This is a genomic window from Gilliamella sp. X-60, assembly GCF_057063585.1.
On sequence record NZ_JBXSQJ010000006.1, the window covers coordinates 17,319 to 42,077 of the forward strand.

Here is a 24,759-nt window from a genome sequence, read left to right on the forward strand (position 1 = left end):
TTTGACGTGCTAACCTTACTCAATTGTCGGCTCACTCTGACACCGATTAATGGCAATATTAACCTCTAGCTGTTATAAAAGCGGTATCTTCCCCTCTATAGAATTGTTTAGACAGGGTGCTGATTTTGTTGGTTTTTTATTTTTTATATAAATAAGTTATATCATGATTTCTGCTTTTTTGAGACTTACCGCCTATACGGCGGTGAACTGCCTGCCCAATTCCTAGCTCCTTCGTCGCTATTTCTAAACCGCCTACACGGCGGTGAACAAATAAAGATAGAAAAAGTGACTTATTGAGCTTTCTAAACCGCCTACACGGCGGTGAACTGCTATATTTTGTTACTAATACGCGCACATCATTTCTAAACCGCCTATACGGCGGTGAACAATCAGTAACCAACCAATAACAGGCATCATTTTTTCTAAACCGCCTATACGGCGGTGAACTATCAGCGTATAGCGAAAACAGTGCTGTACCCTTTCTAAACCGCCTACACGGCGGTGAACATGAGTTTAGAGCGAGCGTACGCGAAATATCTTTTCTAAACCGCCTACACGGCGGTGAACCTTCGTTTTCAGTAGCAGGGAAGCCTTTCAGTTTTCTAAACCGCCTACACGGCGGTGAACTCAAGGTCAATCATGTTGCCATCGTTGCTGAGTTTCTAAACCGCCTACACGGCGGTGAACATTCAGCCAGCCAATATCGCTATGGACGCAAATTTCTAAACCGCCTACACGGCGGTGAACTAGAAGCCGATATACTATAAACCTTGTTTGGCAAAAGGCAAATAGGATTTTTGTTTTCAAAAACCCTTTTTTATAAGACATTTTTAATTTATTGTTTTTATTGATTTTAATTTTTTGATTAAAAAAAGGGTTGGCTGGATTTTGGCTGTTTCGATAATGTGTCAATTTAGCCATTAAAAGATATTCAGATATCGCATTGATTTAAATTAACTTTGATCTTGTTGTTTTTAAGGCAAGATAGCCCCTTATATCCCTCCCCAAAAACCACACCATAACTAACAGGAGAGTACACTAAAAATTATTCTCGCCTTTTAGCCAATGAGTTTTCCTACCAAACCCCAATAAATTACTTGTCATCTTTATATGTTGCAACTGCAATGACCAAATTGGTGCTTTTATCACTCTTGCAAAGGGAAATGCCTGATAATATAACCTATAAGCATGTACGGCTTGCTCTTTTTGTAAAAGCGTTGCTGTGGCTTGAAATTGGATACCTTGGATTTGTGCAACTGTTTTAGGGATTATGTTAATCGTACCTGCAACCTGCGGATGCTTTAACATGGCTTTGGCATGATCGGTTTTTAATTCGGAAAGCAGATACAAATTCATTAACTTTTCATCAAACACATAAAAGGTATTACATGCCCAGAGATTGTCGTCAGGCAAGATAACGCTAAGCGATAATACATGCTGCTTTTTGATAAATTTGATGATTTTAGGATCGACTTGCATGATATCTTTAGGCTCTACTGGCATTATTCGGTTTAGTGTTCAGGTGCAAGTCTTCGCCCCAACGTGGCAGGGACGGGATATCAATGCCAAATAAATCAAGTGCTCTGGCGACACTGTGGGTAATAATATCATCAATGCTAGCAATATGCTGATATAGTGCTGGCACCGGTGGGCAAATTACACCGCCCATAAGTGTGACTGTTTCCATATTTTTTAGATGAGCTAAATTTAGGGGCGACTCACGAACCATTAATACCAAGCGGCGACGCTCTTTTAAAACAACATCAGCAGCACGGGTGAGTAAATTATCTGATAATCCCTGTGCAATAGAAGCAAGCGTTCGCACTGAACAAGGTGTAATTAGCATACCCATGGTTTTAAACGATCCACTTGCTATGGCTGCGCCAATATTGTTGACAGGATAGACTTTGTCAGCCAGTGATTCAATTTGCGCTAAGCTGGTGTTGGGCACTTCGTAAGCGCGCGTTATTTGTGCCGCTTTTGATATAACTAAATGTGTTTGAATATCAAGCGGTTTTAAAAGCTCTAACGCTTTTATCCCATAAGCAAAACCCGTTGCCCCACTAATGCCAATAATTATTCGCTGCGTTGCCATGTCTATCTCTATATTAATATCAAATTACAATAAAAATCATTAATCATTATGTTAAGCAGTCGCCAAATGAAACCTTATTTTAATAATAAGCCATATGAAAGCTAGCTATAAAGTAGACGACTATACCTATCTATTGGTAGCGAATCAAGTAGCTGATGGCTACTTGCATGGCTATTACATTAATAATAGGTAAATTAAGGAATGATGGATTAGCATATTTGATTATGTTTATGGCTATCAATAGATTGATAGCCATTTGTAATGGTTTACTCTTTAGCCATGGGTTCATTAACTACTTTGGTTTCTTGATTACCTTGAATAGCTTTGATTTTTTGCTCATATTTTGTGACAGCATCTTTGCTAGACAATAAGCTATAAGTTAAGGTAAATTCTGTACTTTGCCCTGGCTCTAACTGACGAACACGTTTTTGCTCACGTTCGATAGTTACTGGATAAGCAAAACTGGTGCCTGGCTCTAAGCCTGTAACATAGCCTTGTTTAAGGGTATCGGTGTTTTTCCATAATGATAGTACGGGTAACTGTTTAGTATTAAAGGCAATACCTGCGGCTTTATCACCCAATTTATTGGTTACCATCACCTGTGTTTGACCATTTTCATCAGCAAACGGATAGACATTAAATACCATTTCGTCAAAGCCTTTTGTTGGACCTAGATAAGTTTGCCATGTATTAATCCCCCCTTTCGCATAGTCGTTAAATGGTGAGATTTCCTTAACTGGGGCAACAAACCTTGCGCCTTCTTCAAGAATCGGCGTACCAAAATTACTATGATAAATGATCTGATAATCGCGGGTATAATCACTCTTATTGGTGACAACATCATGAACCGTAAATTCTTGACTTCCTGGTACATAACTTAGTGATGCCCAAGTTTCGAGATTGCTTTTTTTGAAAGTATTTTCTTTAATTAACCCCTTAACCGTTATGGTGTAGGGTGCCTTGTCAGATACATTCACGATGAGTTTAGAGACCGGCGTATTTTGAGCTCGACCGTGTAAGGTATACATCATACCATCAGCTTGCGCTGCATGACCTGTCCATTCAAAACCACAGCGAACCATCATTTCGTTAAAGCCATCTAGCCATCCAATCCCACCACGACTTTCTAAGTTGATATATTTAGGATTGACAACTTCATTTACCGGTGAGTCCCATCCCATACGGATACCATCGCCAACAACAGACAAGATACCTAATCCTCGTGTTGGAATTAATTTAATCGTGAAATTATCACTAGAAATCGTTAGAAGTTCGGTTCCATCTTGTTTACCGCCTTTAAGTACGGTATTTTGAATAGTGAATTTTTGACCGTTAACACCTAAATCTTGGCTTGAAACCGACCAATTACCTTTGGCGATATCTTTTTCGTTATCAGTTAATACAAATTCTTTAGCATTGGCGTTATAACTAACCAAACTAAGTATTACAGCTAATGAAACAATTTTGATTTTCATGGTGATCCCTCATGGTTAACAAAATAGCACTGAATCGTTTCAGTTAATATGACATAAAATAAAAAGAATCAATAAAAGAAAATCGTAAAAATGAGAGATCATTCACACTTTTTCGATATTATAGCATCACATGCATAAATGTGATTTATAGACCAAAATAAGTGTGAAATATTTAGATGATCAGTCTTTAGGTCTTATTTGTCCAGCCTTCCAATGTTTTCGACAAACCGAGTGATATTCACTGTCACCAAGATGGATGGAGTTACCAAATTTAACAATTTGACCATCTTGCCCTTCTAATAAGATCATAGTCGCTTTTTTGCCACACCAACAGACGGTTTTGAGTTCTCTAAAATTATCGGCAATTTCAAGTAGCGTTTTAGATCCTTCAAACAGGTGTCCCATATAATCGGTTTTAATGCCAAAGAACATGATTGGCACGCCATATTCGTCGCACACATCTGATAACTTCCAGATAGTATTGCGCGATAAAAACTGGCTTTCGTCGATGAGTATACAAGCATAGTTGCTTTGTTTGATGTGATCAATAATATCATCAACCGTTGTATCATCAAGCTGTAACGCCTTTTTACGTAATCCTAAACGAGAGACGATTTCGACAGCCGAATCGCGCGTGTCGACCGATGATTTGAGCAGTAATGTTTGCATATTATTACTTAAGTAATTATGATCAATTTGCAACAGTTCGGTGGATTTTCCGGCATTCATTACGCCATAGATATAATAGATTTTAGACAAAATAACGCTCTCAAAATGAAAATAAATCAATAAAATTGAATGAATAAAAAGCCATAATGTAGACAATAAAAAAGGTAAGTTAAATAACCTACCTTTTTATTTGTTTAGGGAATAATTATTTTGCTTTGCCTTGGTTTGCAACAGCTGCTTGTTTGGCAGCGATTTCGTCAGCATTACCTAAATAGTAGTGTTTAATGACTTTCATGTTGTCGTCAAATTCATACACTAATGGTACACCCGTTGGGATATTAAGTTCGATAATATCATCATCGCTGATGTTATCTAAATGTTTTACAAGCGCGCGTAGAGAGTTACCATGAGCGGCAATAATAACACGTTCACCTTTAGCAACGCGTGGCGCAATGGTTGACTCCCAATAAGGTAATACGCGTTTAATCGTTAATGCTAAACTTTCAGTTAACGGTAATTCTGATTCAGGTAATTTGCTGTAACGTGAATCGTGCCCCGGAAAACGCTCATCTGATTTTTCAAGCGCTGGAGGTGTGATTGCAAAACCACGACGCCATAATTTTACTTGATCATCACCATATTTTGCTGCCGTTTCAGCTTTGTTTAAGCCTTGTAATGCACCATAGTGACGTTCGTTTAGTTTCCAGCTTTTTTCAACCGGTAACCATGCTTGATCGACTTCATCTAAAACGTGCCATAATGTGTGAATGGCGCGTTTTAATACTGAAGTGTAAGCATAATCAAATGTGAAACCTTCTTTTTTTAGTAATTTACCTGCTTCAGCAGCTTCTTTATTACCTTTGTCAGATAAATCAACATCAGTCCAACCACAAAAACGGTTTTCTTGGTTCCAAACACTCTCTCCATGCCGAATTAGCACTAATTTTTTAACAGCCATGAATATCACTCCTTTATTACGTAAATTTAATTTTAGTGTATTTTGTTTATAGACATGCTCTGTGATTACCGTGCATGTCATCTGTTTTGGGTTAACCTTTTCTATTAACCCAAAACGTTTATTATTTTGATAAATATTTTAATGGATCAACGGATTGTGCTTTGTAGCGAATTTCAAAGTGCAATCTGACCGACGAAGTGCCTGTTGCTCCCATTGTGGCAATTTGTTCACCCGCGCGCACGAACTGCTGTTCCTTTACTAATATAGATTGGTTGTGCGCATACGCCGTTAAATAGTCATCATTATGTTTAACGATAATTAAATTGCCATAACCCGGTAACGCATTGCCTGAATACACAACCCGCCCATCAGCTGCGGCCATAACTTTATCGCCAACTGAGCCTGATATATCAATACCTTTACTTGCATTTGAGAATCTTTCAATAATCTTACCGCGTGCAGGCCATCGCCATGCAATATTAGAAACTTTTGATTTTGATGTGCTTACTGCAGCTGTACTACTAGAGGAATCATCTAAAGGTTCAATGATGGTTTCAGTTGTTTGAGTTGTAGTCGGTTTTTGATTTTTACCCGTTGTGGTAATCGAAGTAGTTGTTGTTTTGGTTATTGTTGGTTTGGTTTTGGCTTGCCCAATTGCAATAGCTGAGTTATTGCTATTTGTTTTATTTGCTGGTGTATGGTTTGTTGTGGTTTGTTTGGTTACCACAACAGTTCCACCACTCACATCTAATACTTGTCCAACATTAACGGCAAAAGGTTCTTTGATATTATTTTTAGCTGCTAATGAACGGTAATCATTGCCAGTTACCCACGCAATATAAAATAAAGTATCGCCACGCTTAACTGTATAGGTGTCACCTTGATATCCACCTTTTGGAATGTCATCATAATTACGGTTATAAACAATACGCTCATTACTAATTACCGTACCAGTACTGCTGTTAGCGGTATGAGAATTTGACGCTGTTGACTGTCTTGATGATGGTGGATTATAAGTCGTAGGAGCAGATCGACCACTCGTTGAAATATTTGCTGGTGGTTTGGTATAAACAGAAGACGTCGACGCCCCTCCTGCGCCAGAAATATCTTCGATTTCAGCCTGTTCTGTTTGTGTACACGCAGCAATCAATAAACTTAAGCAACTTAATGTAAGTATTTTTTTCAAAGCAACACCTTTCATTCGTGAATTTTGTTTTTTCCGCTATTTTTAGTGTTAAATAGCGTTTTTATATATACCGTTTTATTAGCACATTTTAGCGGTTTTATAGCAAAAAGCTATTATATTAATGACTTATAGCTTAAATCAATAAATTCATCCAAAATTTGGTGATTTATAACCGCTGGCATTCAATTTATGTTAGCATAATGCCACTATTTGTTAATCTATGTTAATCCATTGTTAATCAAAATATAAGCTAAATCTGTACATGAGCAATTTTGCTACAAGCGAGCTATTTTTTGCAGCTATTGATTAACTATTTATTTGGCTTTGTCGGATTTATTTTGAAAGTAGTGAGTATATACAATAAAATAGGCTTTCGTACAGTATCTTTACCGTATTTCTATAAAAATTTAATGTGATTTAAAATAATGACTTTATATATTGTTGCCACCCCCATTGGAAACTTAGATGATATCACGCTCAGAGCCATCAATACACTTAAAAGTGTCGATCTGATTGCGGCTGAAGATACTCGCCACAGCGGATTACTTTTACAACATCTTGGCATTAAAGCAAAGTTATTTGCCTTGCATGACCATAATGAACAAGACAAAGCCAATTTTTTGATCGAAAAACTTAAATCAGGCTTATCAATTGCTTTGATTTCAGATGCCGGTACGCCGTTAATTAATGATCCGGGATATCATCTAGTTAAAGCCTGTCGAGACAATGGAATAAACGTTGTCCCTGTCCCTGGTGCCTGCGCTGCAATAGCTGCTTTATCAGTTGCTGGACTCCCCTCAGATAAGTTTACTTATGAAGGATTTTTGCCGGCTAAAAGTAAAGCCCGCCAAGATTGCCTTATAAAATTACTAGACGAACCACGAACAATGATTTTTTATGAATCAACACACCGTCTGCTAGACGCGCTTAGTGATATGCAAACTATTTTTGGCGCTAATAAACACATTGTATTAGCTAAAGAACTGACCAAAACGTGGGAGACCATTGTCAGTTTTACCGTTAGCCAGTTAATTGAATGGTTAAATGAAGATACTAACAGACAAAAAGGTGAATTTGTGCTGATCGTTGAAGGCCATGCAAAAACAGAGAATGATATCGATCAAAAGGTAATTAGTACGCTTAAATTATTACAAAAAGAGCTACCACTCAAAAAAGCAGCCGCTATCACTGCTGAGATCTATGGACTGAAAAAAAACCAACTTTACCAAATTGGTTTAGATGCAGAACAATAATGAAACCGCTAAACAGTGCTTATAAAAAACATTTATGACCAATATTTTTAACAACGATTTATGGCAAGCCATAACTGAGTACAAGTAAGATGATTATTGCCAATCTGTTTAATGTGTAGCAAAACGACTAGCTGTTACACTTCATGATTAACATAATCATCTAAAAACGCATAAGGCGTTTTGCAAAAATCGCTCAAACTTTTGCTTTCTTTCGTTTGAACCGCTAACAATTTGCTGATTATGCCACATCATCATTAAAGTCGGTATTGCGCTTACCACTTACCCATTCATTTGAAAGATAATAGATTTTGTAAATTTTTAATTGATACAAGGTGAGCATACATTTTAACAAATGAAAAACCGCAAATGCTCAATTAAGTACCAAACGGTATAGAATCCTGAATATTTTTTACAAAAAATATAATCTAAAAAGTAAACATTACATCATTAAAGTATCTATCTTTTTCTCATTTGTTCGTTGGCTGTCAAGTTTATGAATTTTGATTATTAATAGGGTTATCACACGTTTTAATAAATGAGATACGTGAAGTCTTAATTAATCACCAAACGGTATAGAATCCTGAATATTTTTTACAAAAATATAACCTAAAACGTAACCATCACATCATTAAAGTACCTATCTTTTTCTCATTTGTTCGTTGGCTATCAAGTTTATGAATTTTGATTATTAATAGGGTTATCACACGTTTTAATAAATGGGATACGTGAAGTCTTAATTAATCACCAAACGGTATAGAATCCTGAATATTTTTTACAAAAAATATAACTTAAAAAATGAATAGTTATGTAACTACCCCCCATCTGAGCACACAAATCACCTAGAAAATAACGCCACCTGCTTTCGTGTTTTATATGCAATGGCGTCCTGTTATTTAATGTCTTATAAGGTCTTTCATGCGATAAATGGTTGGATGCCTAACCATAAAACGTTTAGCCAAATCGGTGACAATTATTTTCTTTATAATTTAAACAATTTATCTTTTGTCTGGGATACTGTTTTATGGATATTCATTACAGTCGTTTCTCAAATTACTGTAAATAACGTGAGTAATTCTGACATTTATTGGTTGATCTATCGATAAGAATATTGGCACAAATAGCACAATTTAGTATATAATCGCCCCTTATTTTTAAGACATTTTATGACAAAAGGTAACAAACAGTATGGGATTTAAATGTGGGATTGTCGGACTACCCAATGTAGGGAAGTCAACGCTTTTTAACGCACTAACCAAAGCAGGTATTGAGGCAGCTAACTTTCCATTTTGTACTATCGAGCCAAACACTGGGGTTGTACCAATGCCCGATCCACGTTTAGATGAACTGGCTAAAATTGTCAAACCTCAGCGCACGTTGCCAACCACCATGGAATTTGTTGATATTGCTGGTTTAGTTAAAGGCGCATCAAAAGGTGAAGGTTTAGGAAATCAATTTTTGGCTAACATTCGCGAAACCGAAGCGATCGGTCATGTTGTGCGTTGCTTTGAAAACGACAATATTATTCACGTCGCAGGCAAAATAGATCCTGCTGAAGATATCGAAATTATTAACACCGAACTTGCCCTATCCGACCTTGAAGCTTGCGAACGTGCAATAACACGCCTGCAAAAACGCGCTAAAGGTGGCGATAAAGACGCTAAATTTGAGTTAGAAATCCTTGAAAAGTGTTTACCACACTTAGAACAAGGTAAAAAGTTATTGTTACTAAATTTAAGTAAAGAAGAACTTGATGCAATTAAATACTTGAGCTTTTTAACTTTAAAACCAACTATGTATATCGCTAATGTGAATGAAGATGGTTTTGAAAACAATCCTTATTTAGATAAAGTCAAAGCGATAGCTGAACAAGAAAAAGCTGTGGTAGTCCCTGTTTGTGCGGCAATTGAAGCAGAGCTTGCCGAACTGGATGATGCCGATCGTGATGAATTTATGCAAGATTTAGGCTTAACCGAACCTGGCTTAAATCGAGTGATTCGCGCAGGATACAGCTTACTTAACCTGCAAACTTATTTCACCGCAGGTGTTAAAGAAGTTCGTGCGTGGACAATTTCGGTTGGCGATACCGCACCACAAGCAGCAGGAAAAATTCATACCGATTTCGAAAAAGGCTTTATTCGTGCTCAAACCATTGCTTTTGATGATTTTATTAAATACGGTGGCGAACAAGGCGCTAAAGAAGCAGGCAAAATGCGCGCTGAAGGTAAAGATTATATCGTGCAAGATGGCGATATTATGAACTTCTTATTTAATGTATAGCTGATTATTTTACGTCGCCTTTTGGCGACGTTGTTATATTGATGTTCATAATCACTAATTAATATTGATATAAAATTTATTTTTTACTTAAACGTAGTGTTACCTGAAACTTCTTGTCAACTGATCCAATAATAGATTGGTAAATATAAGGACAGCCCACTGTTATGTTACTCACTTTTCAACAAGCCAAACAGCAAGTACTACAAAGCGTATCAACCGTAAAATCACTCACTAGCGAAAAAGTCGGACTATTTGATGCGCTAGATCGAATCACTGCTGAGAATGTGATTTCACCGATTAATGTGCCACGGTTCGATAATTCTGCGATGGATGGTTATGCGATTCGATTAGCGGATCTTAAACAATCAACCTTGTTACCACAAGCAGGGGCGATTTTTGCGGGCGATGATATAAGCAATCTTAATTGGCCAAAAGGTACTTGTTTGCGTATTATGACAGGTGCGCCTGTGCCTAATGATGCTGATGCCGTTGTTATGCAAGAGCAGACTGAAAAATCTGATTTGGGGATTGCCTTTTTAGGTAACATAAAAGCTGGCGATAATATTCGTCGTATAGGTGAAGATGTTAAAAAAGGTGCGATCACAGTCAACAAAGGGACTAAATTAACGATACCAACACTATCGACACTTGCAACATTCGGCATTAGTGATCTTGTTGTCTTTAAAAAGTTAAAAGTTGCTATCTTATCAACTGGTGATGAGTTAACGCCAATTGGTCAGCCATTATCTGGCAATGGCGCTATTTATGACAGCAACCGCTTCACACTAAAATTATTATTAACCAAACTTAATTGTGAAATCGTTGATCTCGGCATTATTCCTGATGACCCAACCCAAATCAAACAAGCGCTAATAACCGCATCTAACCAAGCGGATTTAGTGATAACCAGTGGTGGTGTTTCGGTGGGAGATGCCGATTATACCAAAACAGCACTTGAAACATTAGGACAAATTAATTTTTGGAAGATTGCAATGAAACCAGGCAAGCCTTTCGCCTTTGGCAAAATTGGCAATGCGCTATTTTGTGGTTTACCTGGTAATCCTGTTTCAACTTTAGTGACGTTTTATCAATTGGTACAACCACTTATTTTAGTGCTTTCAGGACAACAACTCACATCAATCGATTTATCTTTCAAAGTAAAAATTGCAACTAGCGTCAAAAAAAGAATCGGGCGATTAGATTTTCAAAGAGGAATACTACAAATTAATGAACAAGGTGAGTTAGAAGTAACAACAACCGGTCAACAAGGTTCTCATATTACGCAGTCATTTAACCAAGCTAACTGTTTTATTGTGCTTGAGCAAGAGCGTGGTAATGTCAACAAAGGCGAAATGGTGACAGTTGAGCTGTTTAATCAGTTACTTCATTAAGTTGTGGTGTAAACTATAGCTAACTATTATGTGTCTAATAGTTAGCTATAGGAATTTAATAACTTATCCTTAATTAGCACCATAAACCCAACCGCGACCTTAAGAGTTAAGAAGTAAATGCTAAAAACTAAGGAGTAGTGCAAATAGCAAGCTCTAAGGAATAATCCGCGCTGCCGGAACTTATGTAACCGTCTGAACCTACCGTATATTGGTGTCGATTTCCCCATGTCGTAGTGTCGCTCGTCCAGAAGCCGGTATAGCCGAAGTTTGCGCTGCGGTAAGCGTCCATACCTCCCCATTCCGAAAAGAATCCTGCTCCTATCCAATGCAAGCCAAAATTACCAGTTGAGGGCGGCGTGGCTCCAATAGCCCCTTCACAGCTATGAAAATCGCAGACTGCGTTAGTCAGCTCCTTCACCTGTGGCACTCGATAACCTAACCCTCCACACCAAGCAACAGCCTCAGAATAATCACGAATATATGAGGCTTCTCCTCGCCATTCTCAGTGCACAAACCACTTTTGTAAAACAAATCCATATTTTACTACCTCTTCACCATTACTATCTTTACCCACTAACTCGAAAGTTTGCGGTAACCTTGGCACTAGAATTCGACTTGGATGGGGATTACCCCATTGAGCGTTTGCATCAGGGCCTGTTAGCGTCACGCGCGCGTATGAAAATGGATTGTTGTTTAAAATCCAATCCCGATTGTGAACCCAACTCTCCATTCTTGTTATCGGTTTTACTGTCGCGGTAATTCCTTCATGCGTCACGGGCATCCATGTCAATCCATCAACATCACCATAGCCGTATATGATTAAATCAAAATACAATCTATTTGCCCCCGTAGTCGGGAAATTAAGCGCGTATGATGCGGGATTGATGTCTTTAACGATGTATCCAAAATCATCGTCCCATATGTCAGTGATGTATCGGTTTGGAAATCCTACTTTCAACGTTGGAGTAACGAACCTGATAGTTGCTGGGGGACTCGACGGCGGCAATATTATAGCATCACTACGATTATTCCCTCGACCATTTTGGCCAGCTAATGCCGGCAAATGCCATAAACATGACAATAATAACAATGCCAACAGGACTTTTCGAGATAATTTTGAGAGTAATTTGAGAAATAACTTCGAGAATATAAACGAGGCAAGAGGAAAAACGCACCTGATGCGTCTATTTGATAAATTTAAGACATTGGTTTGCCAGTGCTGGTGTCTGGTGTCTGGTGTCTAAAATGATAATGCATTACACTTCACCTGTCAAGTAAATTTATGTTTTATTTAGATTTTTTATATCTATTTGCTTATTAAATAAGCTGAATATTGAAATCGGTGAAAGTATAACCGTTTTAAAAAAGCTTGGCTAGTTTTTTTGGGGGATTTTTTGGTGAAAATTATTTAGGAGTGACTTTGATTAAGTTTTATGAAATGCTTTAATAGATTGAAATATTATTAATAAGCAAAAAATAAAATGAAATCAATATATTTCCTGACAATTTTTTGCCTAATATTGAGGCTTTTGTTTAGGTTGGTGGAATGGATTGGGTATAGTGATTTCGGGCATGTGCAGCTTAGATGTTCAAAATAGCTATAGTGACCAGTCCGAGTTAGGGAATTATAGCGAATTCTCTAACATGACAATGCGGTAGCAGAAGCGACATTTAAAACAATTAAAACCGAGTTTGTAAAAGGCCAACGTTTCAACTCAACAACTGAGTTACAACGCGATTTTTCGGCTTATGCCTATTGGTATAATCAGAAACGATTACATTCTTCGTTAGGCCACTTGCCTCCCGTCGAATTAAAAAAACATTTACCCCCTTCATTTTTTGTTTGAAAATGTGTTGCCATTCCATTGTTTATACTCTAAATATTTATCCCAAAAAAGTTGCCTCAACATCATTCGTGCGGTTTATCCCTATGTGCATAGGGAACAGTTAATGCAGGAGATCCAGATGATGAAGGTCAACGGTTTATCCCTATGTGCATAGGGAACAGCTCCTTTTATTTGCTAAATCTACTAAGGTATTCGGTTTATCCCTATGTGCATAGGGAACAGTACAGCAGAGCAACGCCGATTATTGTTACTACCGGTTTATCCCTATGTGCATAGGGAACAGACCAATTATAACATTTTGTTTTATAATTAAAATATTTTAGTTTAAATTTCTACCAACTTTTTTAATTATTCTTAAAATAACAATTATTTTATAACACATTGTTTTTATTAAATTAATATTAAAAATAAGATAGAGAATATGGCGCTTTTTTTATTCTACCAATTAATCTTTAAATTTCTTATAGTTATAACATAGTTAGCAATAAAACAAGGTATTTCTTTATTAAAAAAAGCACAATTTTTGTTAAAAATATTCAGGATTCTATACCGTTTCAGCGTGAAATTGTTTTAAATTTAATGAGTTAATAAATTTTATTGATGAAGAATAATATACCATTTAATGTATTTATTCCGATAATGATTGTGAATATCAAGGCACAAGTGAACACCTATTTGTTAAAACAGGTAATAAACTATAATATCAATCAAAAATTTACCAAACCAACTTACCCACAAACGAATGGCAAAGCGGAAAGAGTGATACGAACTTTGAATTGCGATGTGGCATAATCAGCAAATATTCAGCGAAAAAGATAGGCAACAAAAATTTAAGCGATTTATTAACTTTTATAATACCGTTAAACCGCATAAGGCGATTTCAGGGAAAATGCCTTATGCGTTTTTAGAGGATTATTTTAGCCATGAAGTGTAAACAACTTGGCGTTTTCCTACAATTTAGCTATAGCAACAAATTGGCACATGATTAAAATAACGCCACTAATATCGCACCAACTGCAATCATAGCGACACCAACGCCAGCTAACAACGAGATCTTTTCACCAAATAAAACAGCGGCAAACACAACAGCAAAAACCACACTTAACTTGTCGATTGGTGCAACTTGCGACACCTTGCCTTCTTTGATCGCCATAAAATAAAATAGCCAAGATAGCGCGCCAGCAATACCGCTCAATACAATAATGAGTAATGCCTTTTTATCATTAAAAAAGGTATTGATAAGGTTAAGTTTACCTTGAATAGCAACCACACCAACTAAAAAAATAGCCATCACAATAGCGCGGATGGCTGTTGCCGTGTTGGCATCAAGATGCTGTAAGCCAATTTTCCCTAAAATAGCAACACATGCCGCAGTAATAGCGGAAAGCAAAGCATAAATAAGCCATGCGCTCATATTAGTATTTATCGATTTTAAATAGATATTGTTGGTTGTTTGAATTAGCTTCACATTGTTGTGATTTATTCATAACGCCACGACAATCTTCTAAAACTCCGTGAGCTTTTGACCAATGGTAGGTTTTGCCTTTGTCGTTTTTTCCTCCACATCCGACTAACGTTAAGCTAAACATTAAACAAGATAATCCAATAACTACCGCTTTCATTTCTTTCTCCTTTTTTGGCAAACGTATAAAAAATTAACCGTATTACGTTTGTTTTTATTTAGATTATTTTAATCTAGAATTGATGCGATTGATAGCTAAAGAACCGCCTATTTTTACAAGATGAAAAGTGCGCGCTTCTCGAAGTTCACTTAATAATTCAGGGGGTTCATCTAACGATTCGTCTGCAAGTTCAAATGCCCCCCAATGGATAGCAACAGCTGAAAGGCATTGTAATTCATCATACAATTGCACTGCTTGTTTTGGATCGATATGCTGTGATTGCATATACCAACGTGGCGCATAAGCACCAATGGGAATTAGTGCCAAATCAATTGAAGGGAAACGCTGGGCAATTGCTTTTAGTTCAGAAGAATAACATGTATCCCCCATAAAATAGACTGTTGTTAATTGATTTTGATTATCACTATTAGATTGAATCATCCAACCACACCACAATGCCTTATTTACATCCAATAACCCACGATTGCTCCAGTGTATAGCAGGTGTTGCCGAAAAACTAAGCCCATCAACAGTTACCCGCTCCCACCAATCTAGTTCATTAACACACTTGGCACCCCATCTTAATAATGTTCGCTTTAAACCAAGAGGAACCATCATCACAATATGAGGAAAACGCACAAGTAATTGGCGTATACTGCGATAATCAAGGTGATCATAATGATTATGTGAAATCACGATAAAATCTATTTGTGGTAGTTGATCGATGTTTAAAGCAGGCGGTGTTCGGCGTTTGGGCCCAATTAATTGTGAGGGTGAAGCCCGTTTAGAAAAGATAGGATCGGTCAATATCATTTTGCCACCTAAACGAATCAAGGTTGTTGAATGACCAATCCACCAAACCCTATCGCCTGATAAGCTAAAGTCTATTGTTTCAAACCATGTCTGATTAAAGGTTTGATAACCTACTTTAGGCGGTAACACTTTACGCGCTAAACGCCAACGCAAAAACTCACCTATTTTAATTTTAAAAGATCCATGGTGCCGAAGTCCTTTAGCTGTATGATGCATTTTTTTAGGCGTTAAATCTTGCTTTTGCTTTGTCATCGTTACAATCTTTTTTACAACGAGTAGTTTAACAATTGGCCGTCCGTTCAATGACTACGGCAACATTTTGAGCATTAACTATCGCATTAGGTTTAGATACTTTAACTTTAAGCCAATTAACAGAAAATTGTTTAATAATCATTTCAGCAACGTTTTCTGCTACACATTCAATAAGTTCAAATGTCGAGGATTCAATAAATTGTGTGATGCTTTGACTAACTTTAAAATAATCCAAACAAAGAGAAACATTGTCACTTTCTCCAGCTGGTTGGTTATCCCATGCCATTTCAAGATCGAGAATTAACTTTTGCTTAATGGTCTTTTCCCAATCATATACACCAATGGTGGTTAAAACCGTTAATCCTTCAATTAATACTCTATCTTTGCTATATGTGTTCATACCTGATTCCAAAAGCCTAGTTACAGTAAATAGAGATTACCGAATCTTGATAAATTACGCTATAATTTATTTCAAATAATATAATATATATGTAATTATGACTCGAATTTTTCAGCCTTTTACTATTGAACAAAATAGCGTTATTACTTTAGATGATAATGCATTTAACCATCTTATTCGCGTATTACGCATGAAAGTAGGTGAAAATATTATTCTATTTGATGGTTCAAACCATATTATTCCTGCTGTTATACAGGAAATCAATAAAAAATCAGTTACAGTAAAAACAGCAACAAGAATTTTGGATAATCGTGAATCGCCATTAGAAATTCATTTAGGGCAAGTTATTTCTCGTGGTGAAAAAATGGAATTTACTATTCAAAAATCGGTTGAATTGGGTGTCAGTAGTATTACTCCCCTACTTTCTGAACGTTGTGGTGTCAAGCTTGATGAAAGCAGGCTAGAAAAAAAAGTTCAACAATGGCAAAAAATCGTTATTTCTGCCTGTGAACAGTGTGGACGCAACATAATCCCTGAAATTAAACCTGTCATGAAATTAGAAAGTTGGTGTGCTAACTTAACTACTGGATTAAAGCTTAATTTACATCCTAAAGCAAAACATGGTATAAAACAGCTCTGCAATGAACATACACAAATCCATTTGCTGATTGGACCAGAAGGCGGGTTGTCCGCTAATGAAATTAGCATGACACATAATTATCAGTTTACCGATATTTTGCTCGGCCCACGCGTTTTGCGTACCGAAACGGCAGCACTAACAGCAATAACGACTTTGCAAGTGCATTTAGGTGATCTTGGATAAATACATCAAAATACAGATGATAAGTAATGATTACTTTGCAACTGCGCTTGTAGCGAGTATGATATCAGAAAGCACTGCGTTGAGTATGACCATAAAACATCTGTTAAGAAGTTTCAGAAAATATCAACGTTTTAGTATAAAATCCAATTAAACAAGATAACATCAGTAAGGAGTCATCATGATAAAACTGGGCATTGTAATGGATCCCATTAGTCATATCAAAATTAAAAAAGATTCCAGTTTTGCCATGCTACATGAAGCACAAAAACGTGGATATCAACTTTTTTATATGGAGATGAATGATCTCTTCTTACGAAATGGCGAAGCTTACGCAACAACACGCGCATTAACAGTTTATAACGATAATCATCATTGGTTTGATGTAAGCGAAGAACAGAGCATACCATTAACTGACCTTGATGTTATTTTAATGCGTAAAGATCCCCCTTTTGATACTGAATATATTTATGCTACTTATATTTTAGAGCGTGCAGAAGCCAAAGGTGTATTAGTGGTGAATAAGCCACAAAGTTTGCGCGATTGTAACGAAAAGCTCTTTACTGCATGGTTTGCCGAGTTTACCCCTGAGACACTGGTTACTCGTCAAACTCAGCATATTAAAGCATTCCACCAAACACATCATGATATCATTTTAAAACCTCTTGACGGTATGGGTGGCTCATCTATATTTAGAATCAAACAAGACGACCCTAATGTTTCAGTGATTATTGAAACCTTAACCGAACATAACACTCGTTATTGCATGGCTCAAAACTTTATTCCTGCGATTAAAGACGGCGATAAACGTGTTTTAGTCGTCGATGGCGAGCCTGTACCTTATTGTTTAGCACGAATCCCACAGAAAGGTGAAACTCGCGGCAATCTTGCAGCAGGAGGGCATGGTGAAGTGAGGGCATTAAGCGAAAGTGATTGGCACATTGCTAAAAGCATCGCGCCAGTTTTAAAAGAAAAAGGCCTACTATTTGTAGGGCTTGATATTATTGGTGATAAGTTAACTGAAATTAACGTTACCAGCCCAACTTGCATTCGCGAAATTGAAGCCGCCAATCCCGACCTGTCAATCACTGGTATGCTAATGGACGCAATTGAACATCGATTAAATAAAAAGAGTTAAGCAATGATTAGAGAATATAAGCCCGAAGATTTAAACAGCGTAATGGCAATATGGTTGCAAGGTAATTTGCAAGCTCATGAATTTATCAATCCAGAATTTTTTAAACAAAATTACGATTTAGTAAAAATGCTAATTCCAATGTCCACTTTATACGTGCAAGATCTTAACGGCGTACAAGGATTTATTGGTTTAACCGAAAACTATATTTCAGGACTGTTTGTTGATCAAGATCACCGTCGGCAAGGAATCGGTCACGCATTAGTTAACAAGGCAAAACAACGCCACAATGAATTGTTAGTGCATGTTTATAAAAAAAATAGTGCAGCGATTGATTTTTATCTTGCTCAGAATTTTGATATTGTTTCAGAATCGATCAATGAAGAAACCAATGAACCTGAATTATTAATGCGCTGTCATGTTGAACACAACGTAAAAATTGGCAAATGTGCTTTATAAAATTTACCGAAACGTGAACCTATGAATTTAAAAGATCATTTTATTATTGCTATGCCAACACTTGATGACTCGTTGTTTAGCCATTCGGTTATTTATATTTGTGAACATAATCGCGATGGCGCTATGGGCATTATAATTAATAAACCAATTATGGAACTTAACGTAGCAACCGTCCTTACACGATTAGAAATTACTTCGCCAACAAGTTGTGCTGAATTAGAGTATCCTGTATTTTGTGGTGGACCAATTGCCGAAGAGCAAGGATTTATTTTACATACACCCCAGCAAGGATTTGCTTCAAGCATTCAGATTTCGGATGATGTGATGATTAGCACTTCGATTGATGCGCTTAAATCAATTGGTTCTCCCCAGCAACCTCAAGATATCTTTTTAGCGTTAGGTTACTCAAGTTGGCAATCATTGCAACTAGAAGACGAAATTGCCCGTAATGATTGGTTAGTTGCCGATGCTGCTCCCCAAATTATCTATGAAGTCGCTATTGAGGAGCGTTGGCAAAAAGCCGCTGAATCGCTTGGCGTCAATATGAACACCATCTCACACCAAATGGGTAATGCATAACCTATGGCAACCATTATTGCATTTGATTTTGGCACGGCAAGTATTGGCGCTGCTATTGGTCAAGATATCACTAAAACCGCCAATCCTTTATGCTCGTTTAAAGCTCGCGATGGTATTCCTAATTGGCAAGCTATCGAAAAAGTTTTAAATGAGTGGAAACCTGACTTTTTAGTAGTGGGATTACCGTTAAATATGGATGGCAGCGAACAACCGCTGACAGCAAGAGCGCGTAAATTTGCCAATCGTTTACATGGCATGTTTGGTTATCAAGTTCATTTACAAGATGAACGATTATCAACCGTTGAAGCAAAATCCCACATTTTTGCTTCTCGTGGTTATCGTGCATTAGAAAAAGGTCATGTAGATGCAACTTCAGCCATCATTATTTTAGAAAGTTGGTTTGAAAATAATTAGCGATTTTTAATAAATTAGTTATTTTATCAATAATTAATCGCCATTAAATTTCATCCTTGCTAAAATAATCATCTACTTTCTATTGTAAGGATTGCTTGCTGTGTCAAATAATAAATCTCTCAGTTACAAAGATGCTGGTGTCGATATTGATGCTGGCAATGAACTTGTTGATCGCATCAAATCTGTCGTTAAAGAAACTACACGACCAGAGGTTATGGGTGGACTAGGCGGCTTTGGTGCACTATGTGCTATTCCTCAAAAATACAAAGAGCCGATATTAGTATCTGGCACTGATGGTGTAGGGACTAAATTACGCCTTGCAATGGATTTAAACCGTCATGAATCAATTGGTATTGATTTAGTAGCCATGTGTGTTAACGATTTGATTGTGCAAGGTGCCGAACCTTTATTTTTCCTTGATTATTATGCTACAGGCAAACTTAATGTTGATGTTGCAACGACTGTAGTTACTAGCATTGCCGAGGGATGTAAACAATCAGGGTGCGCTTTAGTGGGCGGTGAAACGGCCGAAATGCCGGGTATGTACCATAATAATGATTATGATTTAGCTGGATTTTGCGTTGGCGTCGTTGAAAAATCTAAAATGATTGATGGCAGTAAAGTGCAAAACGGTGACGCATTAATTGCATTAGCTTCAAGTGGCGCTCATTCTAATGGCTATTCATTAGTCCGTAAAATTATTGAAGTCAGTGGTGTAAACCCAATAACCGAACAATTAGACGGCATACCACTTGCTGATCACCTACTTGCACCCACTAAGATCTATGTCAAGTCTGTCCTTGATCTTATCACTCAAGTTGAGGTGCACGCCATTGCCCATATTACAGGTGGTGGATTTTGGGAAAACATTCCGCGTGTTTTACCTGACAATACTCAAGCAGTCATCAATGAATCAAGTTGGCAATGGCCAGCCATATTTGATTGGCTACAACAAGCTGGCAATGTTAGTCGTCACGAAATGTACCGAACTTTCAACTGTGGTGTCGGTTTAATTATCGCATTACCTAAACAATCAGCCGATAAAGCAATTAACTTACTAAATAACCATGGTGAAAAAGCGTGGTTATTAGGTGAAATTAAGCACGCTACATCAAGTGAACGTGTTATTATTAAGTAGTGAGTATTCTATTTGAGATATTATTCAACTTTAAACAAGTTGAATAATATCTATTTAGACTATTTCAAGTTTTATCGATTTAAATAATGCCCCATAGTTTAATTACCGATATATCATTGTTTTATTTTTTATATCTTTATCATTCGTCTATCCTTTAGCTTACAATTCCAACGATTTTACTCAAAAATTTAATATAAAAATAGCTCAAAGCAATCTGACTTTTTGGTACAATAGCAGAAAATATTATAACAAAGTGATGTCGTAATACTTTAAAATAAAAGGTTTTTTAATGATCATATCAGACGCTAACAGCGCGGTGTCATCCGTCGCTTATCGTGCAAACGAAGTTATTGCTATTTACCCCATTACTCCAAGTTCAACAATGGCCGAACAGGCAGGGACGTGGGCTGAATTTAACAGGCCAAATGTATTTGGTGATACGCCAAGAGTGATTGAAATGCAGTCCGAAGCTGGTGCAATTGCGACTGTTCATGGTGCATTAATGACAGGTGGACTAGCAACTTCGTTTACTTCGTCACAAGGTTTACTTTTAATGATCCCATCGCTGTATAAAATAGCCGGTGAACTGACTCCTTTTGTTTTGCATGTTGCTGCTCGTACCGTTGCAACGCATGCCCTTTCAATTTTTGGTGATCATTCTGATGTTATGGCAATTAGGCAAACGGGGTTTGCTATGCTTTGTTCAAGTTCTGTGCAAGAGGCGCAGGATTTTGCCCTAATTTCGCAAATGGCCAGCTTTAATAGTCGCGTACCTTTTATTCACTTTTTTGATGGATTTAGAACGTCACACGAAGTTAATAAAATCTATCCAATTAGCGATGACCAAATCCGTAACTTATTACCACACGAAGCCATTAAAGCCTATCGCTCGCGTGCTTTAACACCTGATAACCCAGTAACACGCGGTACATCAGCTAATCCAGATACCTACTTTCAATGTCGTGAAGCAATAAATACCTATTATGATAATGTCTATCAACATGTTGTTGATGCTATGGACGCTTTTGCAATAGAAACTGGCAGAAAGTATCAACCTTTTGAATATTATGGTGCGAGTGATGCCGAGCGCATTATTGTGGTGATGGGATCGGGGGCAAGCACCACCAAAGAAGTGGTTGATGTATTACTTAAACAAAACGAAAAAGTCGGTGTGGTAACAGTTAGATTATTCCGCCCTTTTTCTGCCAATCATTTGCTAGAGATTATTCCAAGTACTGTGAATAAAATTGCTGTTCTTGATAGAACCAAAGAGCCTGGATCTCAAGCCGAGCCACTTTATTTAGATATTATAACTGCATTTGCTGAAAGCTTATCGCGCGGCGAACGTACCAGCATGCCGATCATTGTAGGTGGGCGTTATGGGTTATCGTCTAAAGAGTTTGATCCTCGTTGTGTACTTGCCATTTTTACCGAACTGGGATTAGATAAACCTAAACCACGATTTACCGTTGGTATTTATGATGATATAACTGGGCTCTCTTTACCGTTACCCGAACAATCTATTCCACAAAAATCCGCTCTTGAAGCCCTATTTTATGGACTTGGTAGTGATGGCACAGTGTCGGCAACCAAAAATAATATTAAAATTATCGGTGATAGTTCGCCTTTTTATGTACAAGGTTATTTTGTTTATGACTCTAAAAAAGCAGGTGGTTTGACTACTTCGCACTTACGAGTTAGCCTAGAGCCAATTGATTCCCCTTATTTAATTACCAGTGCCCATTTTATTGGCTGCCACCAAGACCAGTTTATCGATAAATATCAAATTGTTGATAAATTAAAAGACGATGGTATCTTTTTGCTTAACACGCCGTACAGCAAAGATGAAATTTGGCACCGCCTTCCTAAAGAAGTTCAAGTGCAATTAATTCAAAAACGAGCACATTTTTATATCATTAATGCAGCAAAAATTGCTCGTGAATGTAATTTAGGGGCAAGAATTAATACCGTTATGCAGGCGGCGTTTTTTCACCTAGCTGGAATTTTTAAAAATGATTTTAATATTACCCAATTAAAAGAAGTCATTGCAAAAAGTTATAGCAGTAAAGGACAAGATTTGGTTGAAAATAACTGGAAAGCACTTGATTTGGCTATTGCTTCGCTTGAGCAAATTCCACTTAGTTGTGTTGACCAAAGTAGTGCCATGATGCCTCCAATTGTGCCAGCTAACGCGCCTAATTTTGTTAAAACAGTCACTGCTGCTATGTTAGCAGGTTTGGGGGATAGCTTACCAGTATCAGCATTTCCACCCGATGGTACATGGCCAATAGGCACAACCAAATGGGAAAAACGTAACATTGCTGAAGAAATTCCTATTTGGCAACCCGAACTATGTACTCAGTGTAATCACTGTGCTGTTGCTTGTCCACATGCTGCCATTCGTGCTAAAGTTGTTGCGCCCGATGATATGGCTAATGCACCAGACTCATTAAGCTCGCTTGAAGTCAAAGCCCGTGATATGAAAGGTCAACGCTATGTGTTGCAAGTTGCACCAGAAGATTGTACAGGCTGTAATTTGTGTGTCGAAGTTTGCCCTGCTCGTGATCGCAATAATTTTGCAATTAAAGCAATTAACATGCAATCGCGTATCGACAACCTTGATACTCAGCGCACCAATTTTGACTACTTTATGGCATTGCCAGATCGCGATATTAATACGCTTGAACGCATTGATGTGCGTACATCACAATTACTTACACCGCTATTTGAATATTCAGGTGCTTGTGCTGGTTGTGGTGAAACACCATATATTAAATTGTTAACACAACTTTATGGCGATCATTTAGCAATTGCGAATGCCACAGGCTGTTCATCAATTTATGGTGGTAATCTTCCATCGTCACCTTACACAACTGATCGAGATGGTCGTGGACCGGCTTGGGCAAATTCGTTATTTGAAGATAATGCTGAATTTGCTTTAGGGTATCGCATTACTTATGATCAACATAAAAAACGTGCATTGCGCTTACTTGATTCTGTTGCTGGTGACATTTCGCCCGAGATTGTCATAGCATTAAAATCATCAGAGACATCTATCGCTGAAAAACGCCAACAAATCGAGTTATTACGTGAACAGCTTGCTCACCTAGACTCAGCTCAAGCACAAGAGTTGATCCAAGATGCAAACTACTTGGTTGATAAATCAGTTTGGGCTATTGGCGGTGATGGTTGGGCTTACGATATTGGATTTGGTGGGCTTGATCATGTCATGAGCTTAACTGATAACGTAAATGTATTGGTGCTAGACACCCAGTGTTATTCTAATACAGGAGGTCAACAATCAAAAGCCACCCCAATGGGTGCGGTATCAAAATTTGCTGATTTAGGCAAGCATAAAGCCCGTAAAGATCTTGGTGTGAGTGTAATGATGTACGGACATGTATATGTGGCACAAATTGCGTTAGGTTCGCAACTAAATCAAACGCTTAAAGCCTTACAAGAAGCTGAAGCATATGATGGACCATCGCTCATTATTGCTTATAGTCCTTGTGAAGAACATGGCTATGATCTTGCTAAATCACATGAGCAGATGAAAGATTTAGTTAAATCAGGATTCTGGCCTTTATATCGTTACGACCCACGCCGTATGGCAGAAGGCAAGCCAGCTTTGGTGTTAGATTCAAAAGCACCAAACAGCGAGTCATTAACTGGTATATTATTAAAAGAACAGCGTTTCCGCCGTTTAGAAACACTTGAACCTGTAATTGCTAATACCTTGCATGAGCGTTCAACCAAAATGGTGGATTCTAAATATCAGTTTTTGCAGATGCTGGCAACCTTTTCAGATATCGAAACACCAGCGGATAGCTAACATTAATTACCCACAGTAATTGACAAAAACCTCCAAAGGACTGTTATTTATAACGGTCCTTTTTATACACTTTCTTGAGCAATAAAGCACCAATATTGTGCATATTCAAATCAACATGTACTGATAGCAACAACATCATCTCTC

At 37.5% G+C, this 24,759-nt stretch carries 22 protein-coding genes, 1 pseudogene and 1 CRISPR repeat array; of the genes and pseudogenes, 12 read left to right on the forward strand and 11 right to left on the reverse strand.

What is annotated here, in order from left to right:
• Nucleotides 1–240 precede the first annotated feature (240 nt).
• Nucleotides 241–747: direct repeats of the CRISPR family, unit length 28 nt; unit sequence TTTCTAAACCGCCTACACGGCGGTGAAC.
• A gap of 291 nt (nucleotides 748–1,038) precedes the next feature.
• The 6 genes from ACYIAM_RS04645 to nlpD form a co-directional block, all read right to left on the reverse strand.
• Nucleotides 1,039–1,503: a hypothetical protein gene (locus ACYIAM_RS04645; RefSeq protein WP_483747443.1), complete on the reverse strand. Its 465-nt coding sequence runs from the start codon at nucleotides 1,501–1,503 to the stop codon at nucleotides 1,039–1,041.
• Nucleotides 1,487–2,095 carry a UbiX family flavin prenyltransferase gene (locus tag ACYIAM_RS04650; protein ID WP_483747444.1) on the reverse strand — a complete coding sequence of 203 codons (609 nt, stop codon included), beginning with the start codon at nucleotides 2,093–2,095 and terminating at the stop codon, nucleotides 1,487–1,489. The genes ACYIAM_RS04645 and ACYIAM_RS04650 overlap by 17 nt, the downstream gene beginning before the upstream one ends.
• Before the next feature lie 266 nt (nucleotides 2,096–2,361).
• Nucleotides 2,362–3,570: an aldose 1-epimerase family protein gene (locus ACYIAM_RS04655; protein ID WP_483747445.1), complete on the reverse strand. Its 1,209-nt coding sequence runs from the start codon at nucleotides 3,568–3,570 to the stop codon at nucleotides 2,362–2,364.
• Nucleotides 3,571–3,750: 180 nt separating this feature from the next.
• Nucleotides 3,751–4,329, reverse strand: coding sequence for a thymidine kinase (locus tag ACYIAM_RS04660; protein WP_065637863.1), 579 nt, complete (start codon nucleotides 4,327–4,329; stop codon nucleotides 3,751–3,753).
• A gap of 115 nt (nucleotides 4,330–4,444) precedes the next feature.
• On the reverse strand, nucleotides 4,445–5,197 hold the full coding sequence (gene gpmA, locus ACYIAM_RS04665) for a 2,3-diphosphoglycerate-dependent phosphoglycerate mutase (RefSeq protein ID WP_065637836.1): 753 nt from the start codon (nucleotides 5,195–5,197) through the stop codon (nucleotides 4,445–4,447).
• 121 nt (nucleotides 5,198–5,318) lie between these two features.
• On the reverse strand, nucleotides 5,319–6,383 hold the full coding sequence (gene nlpD, locus ACYIAM_RS04670; protein ID WP_483747446.1) for a murein hydrolase activator NlpD: 1,065 nt from the start codon (nucleotides 6,381–6,383) through the stop codon (nucleotides 5,319–5,321).
• Nucleotides 6,384–6,808: 425 nt separating this feature from the next.
• On the opposite strand from nlpD, the gene rsmI reads away from it, so the two are divergent.
• From rsmI to ACYIAM_RS04690, 4 genes are all read left to right on the forward strand, one after another.
• A complete protein-coding gene (rsmI, locus tag ACYIAM_RS04675; protein ID WP_174796361.1) occupies nucleotides 6,809–7,636 on the forward strand; it encodes a 16S rRNA (cytidine(1402)-2'-O)-methyltransferase in 828 nt (275 codons plus the stop codon).
• A gap of 1,185 nt (nucleotides 7,637–8,821) precedes the next feature.
• Complete coding sequence (ychF, locus tag ACYIAM_RS04680) at nucleotides 8,822–9,913, forward strand: redox-regulated ATPase YchF (protein WP_160431299.1); 1,092 nt, start codon at nucleotides 8,822–8,824, stop codon at nucleotides 9,911–9,913.
• A gap of 164 nt (nucleotides 9,914–10,077) precedes the next feature.
• Entirely contained in the window at nucleotides 10,078–11,304 is a 1,227-nt protein-coding gene (gene moeA, locus ACYIAM_RS04685) for a molybdopterin molybdotransferase MoeA (RefSeq protein ID WP_483747447.1), read from the forward strand.
• Between the two features lie 211 nt (nucleotides 11,305–11,515).
• Nucleotides 11,516–11,653 carry a hypothetical protein gene (locus tag ACYIAM_RS04690; protein ID WP_483747448.1) on the forward strand — a complete coding sequence of 46 codons (138 nt, stop codon included), beginning with the start codon at nucleotides 11,516–11,518 and terminating at the stop codon, nucleotides 11,651–11,653.
• 153 nt (nucleotides 11,654–11,806) lie between these two features.
• Here the strand turns inward: ACYIAM_RS04690 and ACYIAM_RS04695 are convergent, their stop codons facing one another.
• Entirely contained in the window at nucleotides 11,807–12,400 is a 594-nt protein-coding gene (locus ACYIAM_RS04695; protein WP_483747449.1) for a hypothetical protein, read from the reverse strand.
• A 562-nt stretch (nucleotides 12,401–12,962) separates the two neighbouring features.
• On the opposite strand from ACYIAM_RS04695, the pseudogene ACYIAM_RS04700 reads away from it, so the two are divergent.
• A pseudogene (locus ACYIAM_RS04700) lies at nucleotides 12,963–13,151 on the forward strand (IS3 family transposase); the annotation flags it as partial.
• Between the two features lie 985 nt (nucleotides 13,152–14,136).
• On the opposite strand, the gene ACYIAM_RS04705 reads toward ACYIAM_RS04700, so the two are convergent.
• The 4 genes from ACYIAM_RS04705 to folB all read right to left on the reverse strand — a co-directional run bounded on the left by ACYIAM_RS04705 (nucleotide 14,137) and on the right by folB (nucleotide 16,238).
• Nucleotides 14,137–14,565, reverse strand: a complete 429-nt coding sequence (locus ACYIAM_RS04705) for an EamA family transporter (protein WP_174796358.1) — start codon at nucleotides 14,563–14,565, stop codon at nucleotides 14,137–14,139.
• A 1-nt stretch (nucleotide 14,566) separates the two neighbouring features.
• Complete coding sequence (locus ACYIAM_RS04710) at nucleotides 14,567–14,773, reverse strand: hypothetical protein (RefSeq protein WP_174796357.1); 207 nt, start codon at nucleotides 14,771–14,773, stop codon at nucleotides 14,567–14,569.
• A gap of 63 nt (nucleotides 14,774–14,836) precedes the next feature.
• On the reverse strand, nucleotides 14,837–15,838 hold the full coding sequence (locus ACYIAM_RS04715; RefSeq protein WP_483747450.1) for an MBL fold metallo-hydrolase: 1,002 nt from the start codon (nucleotides 15,836–15,838) through the stop codon (nucleotides 14,837–14,839).
• Between the two features lie 28 nt (nucleotides 15,839–15,866).
• Nucleotides 15,867–16,238, reverse strand: a complete 372-nt coding sequence (gene folB, locus ACYIAM_RS04720; protein WP_483747451.1) for a dihydroneopterin aldolase — start codon at nucleotides 16,236–16,238, stop codon at nucleotides 15,867–15,869.
• A gap of 97 nt (nucleotides 16,239–16,335) precedes the next feature.
• Here folB and rsmE point away from each other — a divergent pair, with 97 nt between their 5' ends.
• The 7 genes from rsmE (at nucleotide 16,336) to nifJ (ending at nucleotide 24,615) form a co-directional block, all read left to right on the forward strand.
• Nucleotides 16,336–17,061 (forward strand): 16S rRNA (uracil(1498)-N(3))-methyltransferase, encoded by a 726-nt coding sequence (rsmE, locus tag ACYIAM_RS04725; protein WP_483747452.1) that lies wholly within the window; start codon nucleotides 16,336–16,338, stop codon nucleotides 17,059–17,061.
• A 178-nt stretch (nucleotides 17,062–17,239) separates the two neighbouring features.
• Complete coding sequence (gene gshB / locus ACYIAM_RS04730) at nucleotides 17,240–18,196, forward strand: glutathione synthase (RefSeq protein WP_483747453.1); 957 nt, start codon at nucleotides 17,240–17,242, stop codon at nucleotides 18,194–18,196.
• A 3-nt stretch (nucleotides 18,197–18,199) separates the two neighbouring features.
• Nucleotides 18,200–18,652 carry a GNAT family N-acetyltransferase gene (locus tag ACYIAM_RS04735; RefSeq protein ID WP_065637849.1) on the forward strand — a complete coding sequence of 151 codons (453 nt, stop codon included), beginning with the start codon at nucleotides 18,200–18,202 and terminating at the stop codon, nucleotides 18,650–18,652.
• Between the two features lie 21 nt (nucleotides 18,653–18,673).
• Nucleotides 18,674–19,231 (forward strand): YqgE/AlgH family protein, encoded by a 558-nt coding sequence (locus tag ACYIAM_RS04740; protein ID WP_174796352.1) that lies wholly within the window; start codon nucleotides 18,674–18,676, stop codon nucleotides 19,229–19,231.
• 3 nt (nucleotides 19,232–19,234) lie between these two features.
• The gene (gene ruvX / locus ACYIAM_RS04745) at nucleotides 19,235–19,645 is read left to right on the forward strand and encodes a Holliday junction resolvase RuvX (protein WP_174796351.1); all 411 of its coding nucleotides are present in this window, start codon (nucleotides 19,235–19,237) and stop codon (nucleotides 19,643–19,645) included.
• A gap of 100 nt (nucleotides 19,646–19,745) precedes the next feature.
• On the forward strand, nucleotides 19,746–20,783 hold the full coding sequence (gene purM / locus ACYIAM_RS04750; RefSeq protein ID WP_483747454.1) for a phosphoribosylformylglycinamidine cyclo-ligase: 1,038 nt from the start codon (nucleotides 19,746–19,748) through the stop codon (nucleotides 20,781–20,783).
• Nucleotides 20,784–21,072: 289 nt separating this feature from the next.
• On the forward strand, nucleotides 21,073–24,615 hold the full coding sequence (nifJ, locus tag ACYIAM_RS04755; protein WP_483747455.1) for a pyruvate:ferredoxin (flavodoxin) oxidoreductase: 3,543 nt from the start codon (nucleotides 21,073–21,075) through the stop codon (nucleotides 24,613–24,615).
• Nucleotides 24,616–24,759 lie beyond the last annotated feature (144 nt).

What these genes read in the sequence shown, in the direction of transcription:
- ACYIAM_RS04645 (WP_483747443.1), bottom strand. Translation starts at nt 1,503, where the DNA reads ATGCCAGTAGAGCCTAAAGATATCATGCAAGTCGATCCTAAAATCATC.
- ACYIAM_RS04650 (WP_483747444.1), bottom strand. Translation starts at nt 2,095, where the DNA reads ATGGCAACGCAGCGAATAATTATTGGCATTAGTGGGGCAACGGGTTTT.
- ACYIAM_RS04655 (WP_483747445.1), bottom strand. Translation starts at nt 3,570, where the DNA reads ATGAAAATCAAAATTGTTTCATTAGCTGTAATACTTAGTTTGGTTAGT.
- gpmA (WP_065637836.1), bottom strand. Translation starts at nt 5,197, where the DNA reads ATGGCTGTTAAAAAATTAGTGCTAATTCGGCATGGAGAGAGTGTTTGG.
- rsmI (WP_174796361.1), top strand. Translation starts at nt 6,809, where the DNA reads ATGACTTTATATATTGTTGCCACCCCCATTGGAAACTTAGATGATATC.
- ychF (WP_160431299.1), top strand. Translation starts at nt 8,822, where the DNA reads ATGGGATTTAAATGTGGGATTGTCGGACTACCCAATGTAGGGAAGTCA.
- moeA (WP_483747447.1), top strand. Translation starts at nt 10,078, where the DNA reads ATGTTACTCACTTTTCAACAAGCCAAACAGCAAGTACTACAAAGCGTA.
- ACYIAM_RS04705 (WP_174796358.1), bottom strand. Translation starts at nt 14,565, where the DNA reads ATGAGCGCATGGCTTATTTATGCTTTGCTTTCCGCTATTACTGCGGCA.
- ACYIAM_RS04710 (WP_174796357.1), bottom strand. Translation starts at nt 14,773, where the DNA reads ATGAAAGCGGTAGTTATTGGATTATCTTGTTTAATGTTTAGCTTAACG.
- ACYIAM_RS04715 (WP_483747450.1), bottom strand. Translation starts at nt 15,838, where the DNA reads ATGACAAAGCAAAAGCAAGATTTAACGCCTAAAAAAATGCATCATACA.
- folB (WP_483747451.1), bottom strand. Translation starts at nt 16,238, where the DNA reads ATGAACACATATAGCAAAGATAGAGTATTAATTGAAGGATTAACGGTT.
- rsmE (WP_483747452.1), top strand. Translation starts at nt 16,336, where the DNA reads ATGACTCGAATTTTTCAGCCTTTTACTATTGAACAAAATAGCGTTATT.
- gshB (WP_483747453.1), top strand. Translation starts at nt 17,240, where the DNA reads ATGATAAAACTGGGCATTGTAATGGATCCCATTAGTCATATCAAAATT.
- ACYIAM_RS04735 (WP_065637849.1), top strand. Translation starts at nt 18,200, where the DNA reads ATGATTAGAGAATATAAGCCCGAAGATTTAAACAGCGTAATGGCAATA.
- ACYIAM_RS04740 (WP_174796352.1), top strand. Translation starts at nt 18,674, where the DNA reads ATGAATTTAAAAGATCATTTTATTATTGCTATGCCAACACTTGATGAC.
- ruvX (WP_174796351.1), top strand. Translation starts at nt 19,235, where the DNA reads ATGGCAACCATTATTGCATTTGATTTTGGCACGGCAAGTATTGGCGCT.
- nifJ (WP_483747455.1), top strand. Translation starts at nt 21,073, where the DNA reads ATGATCATATCAGACGCTAACAGCGCGGTGTCATCCGTCGCTTATCGT.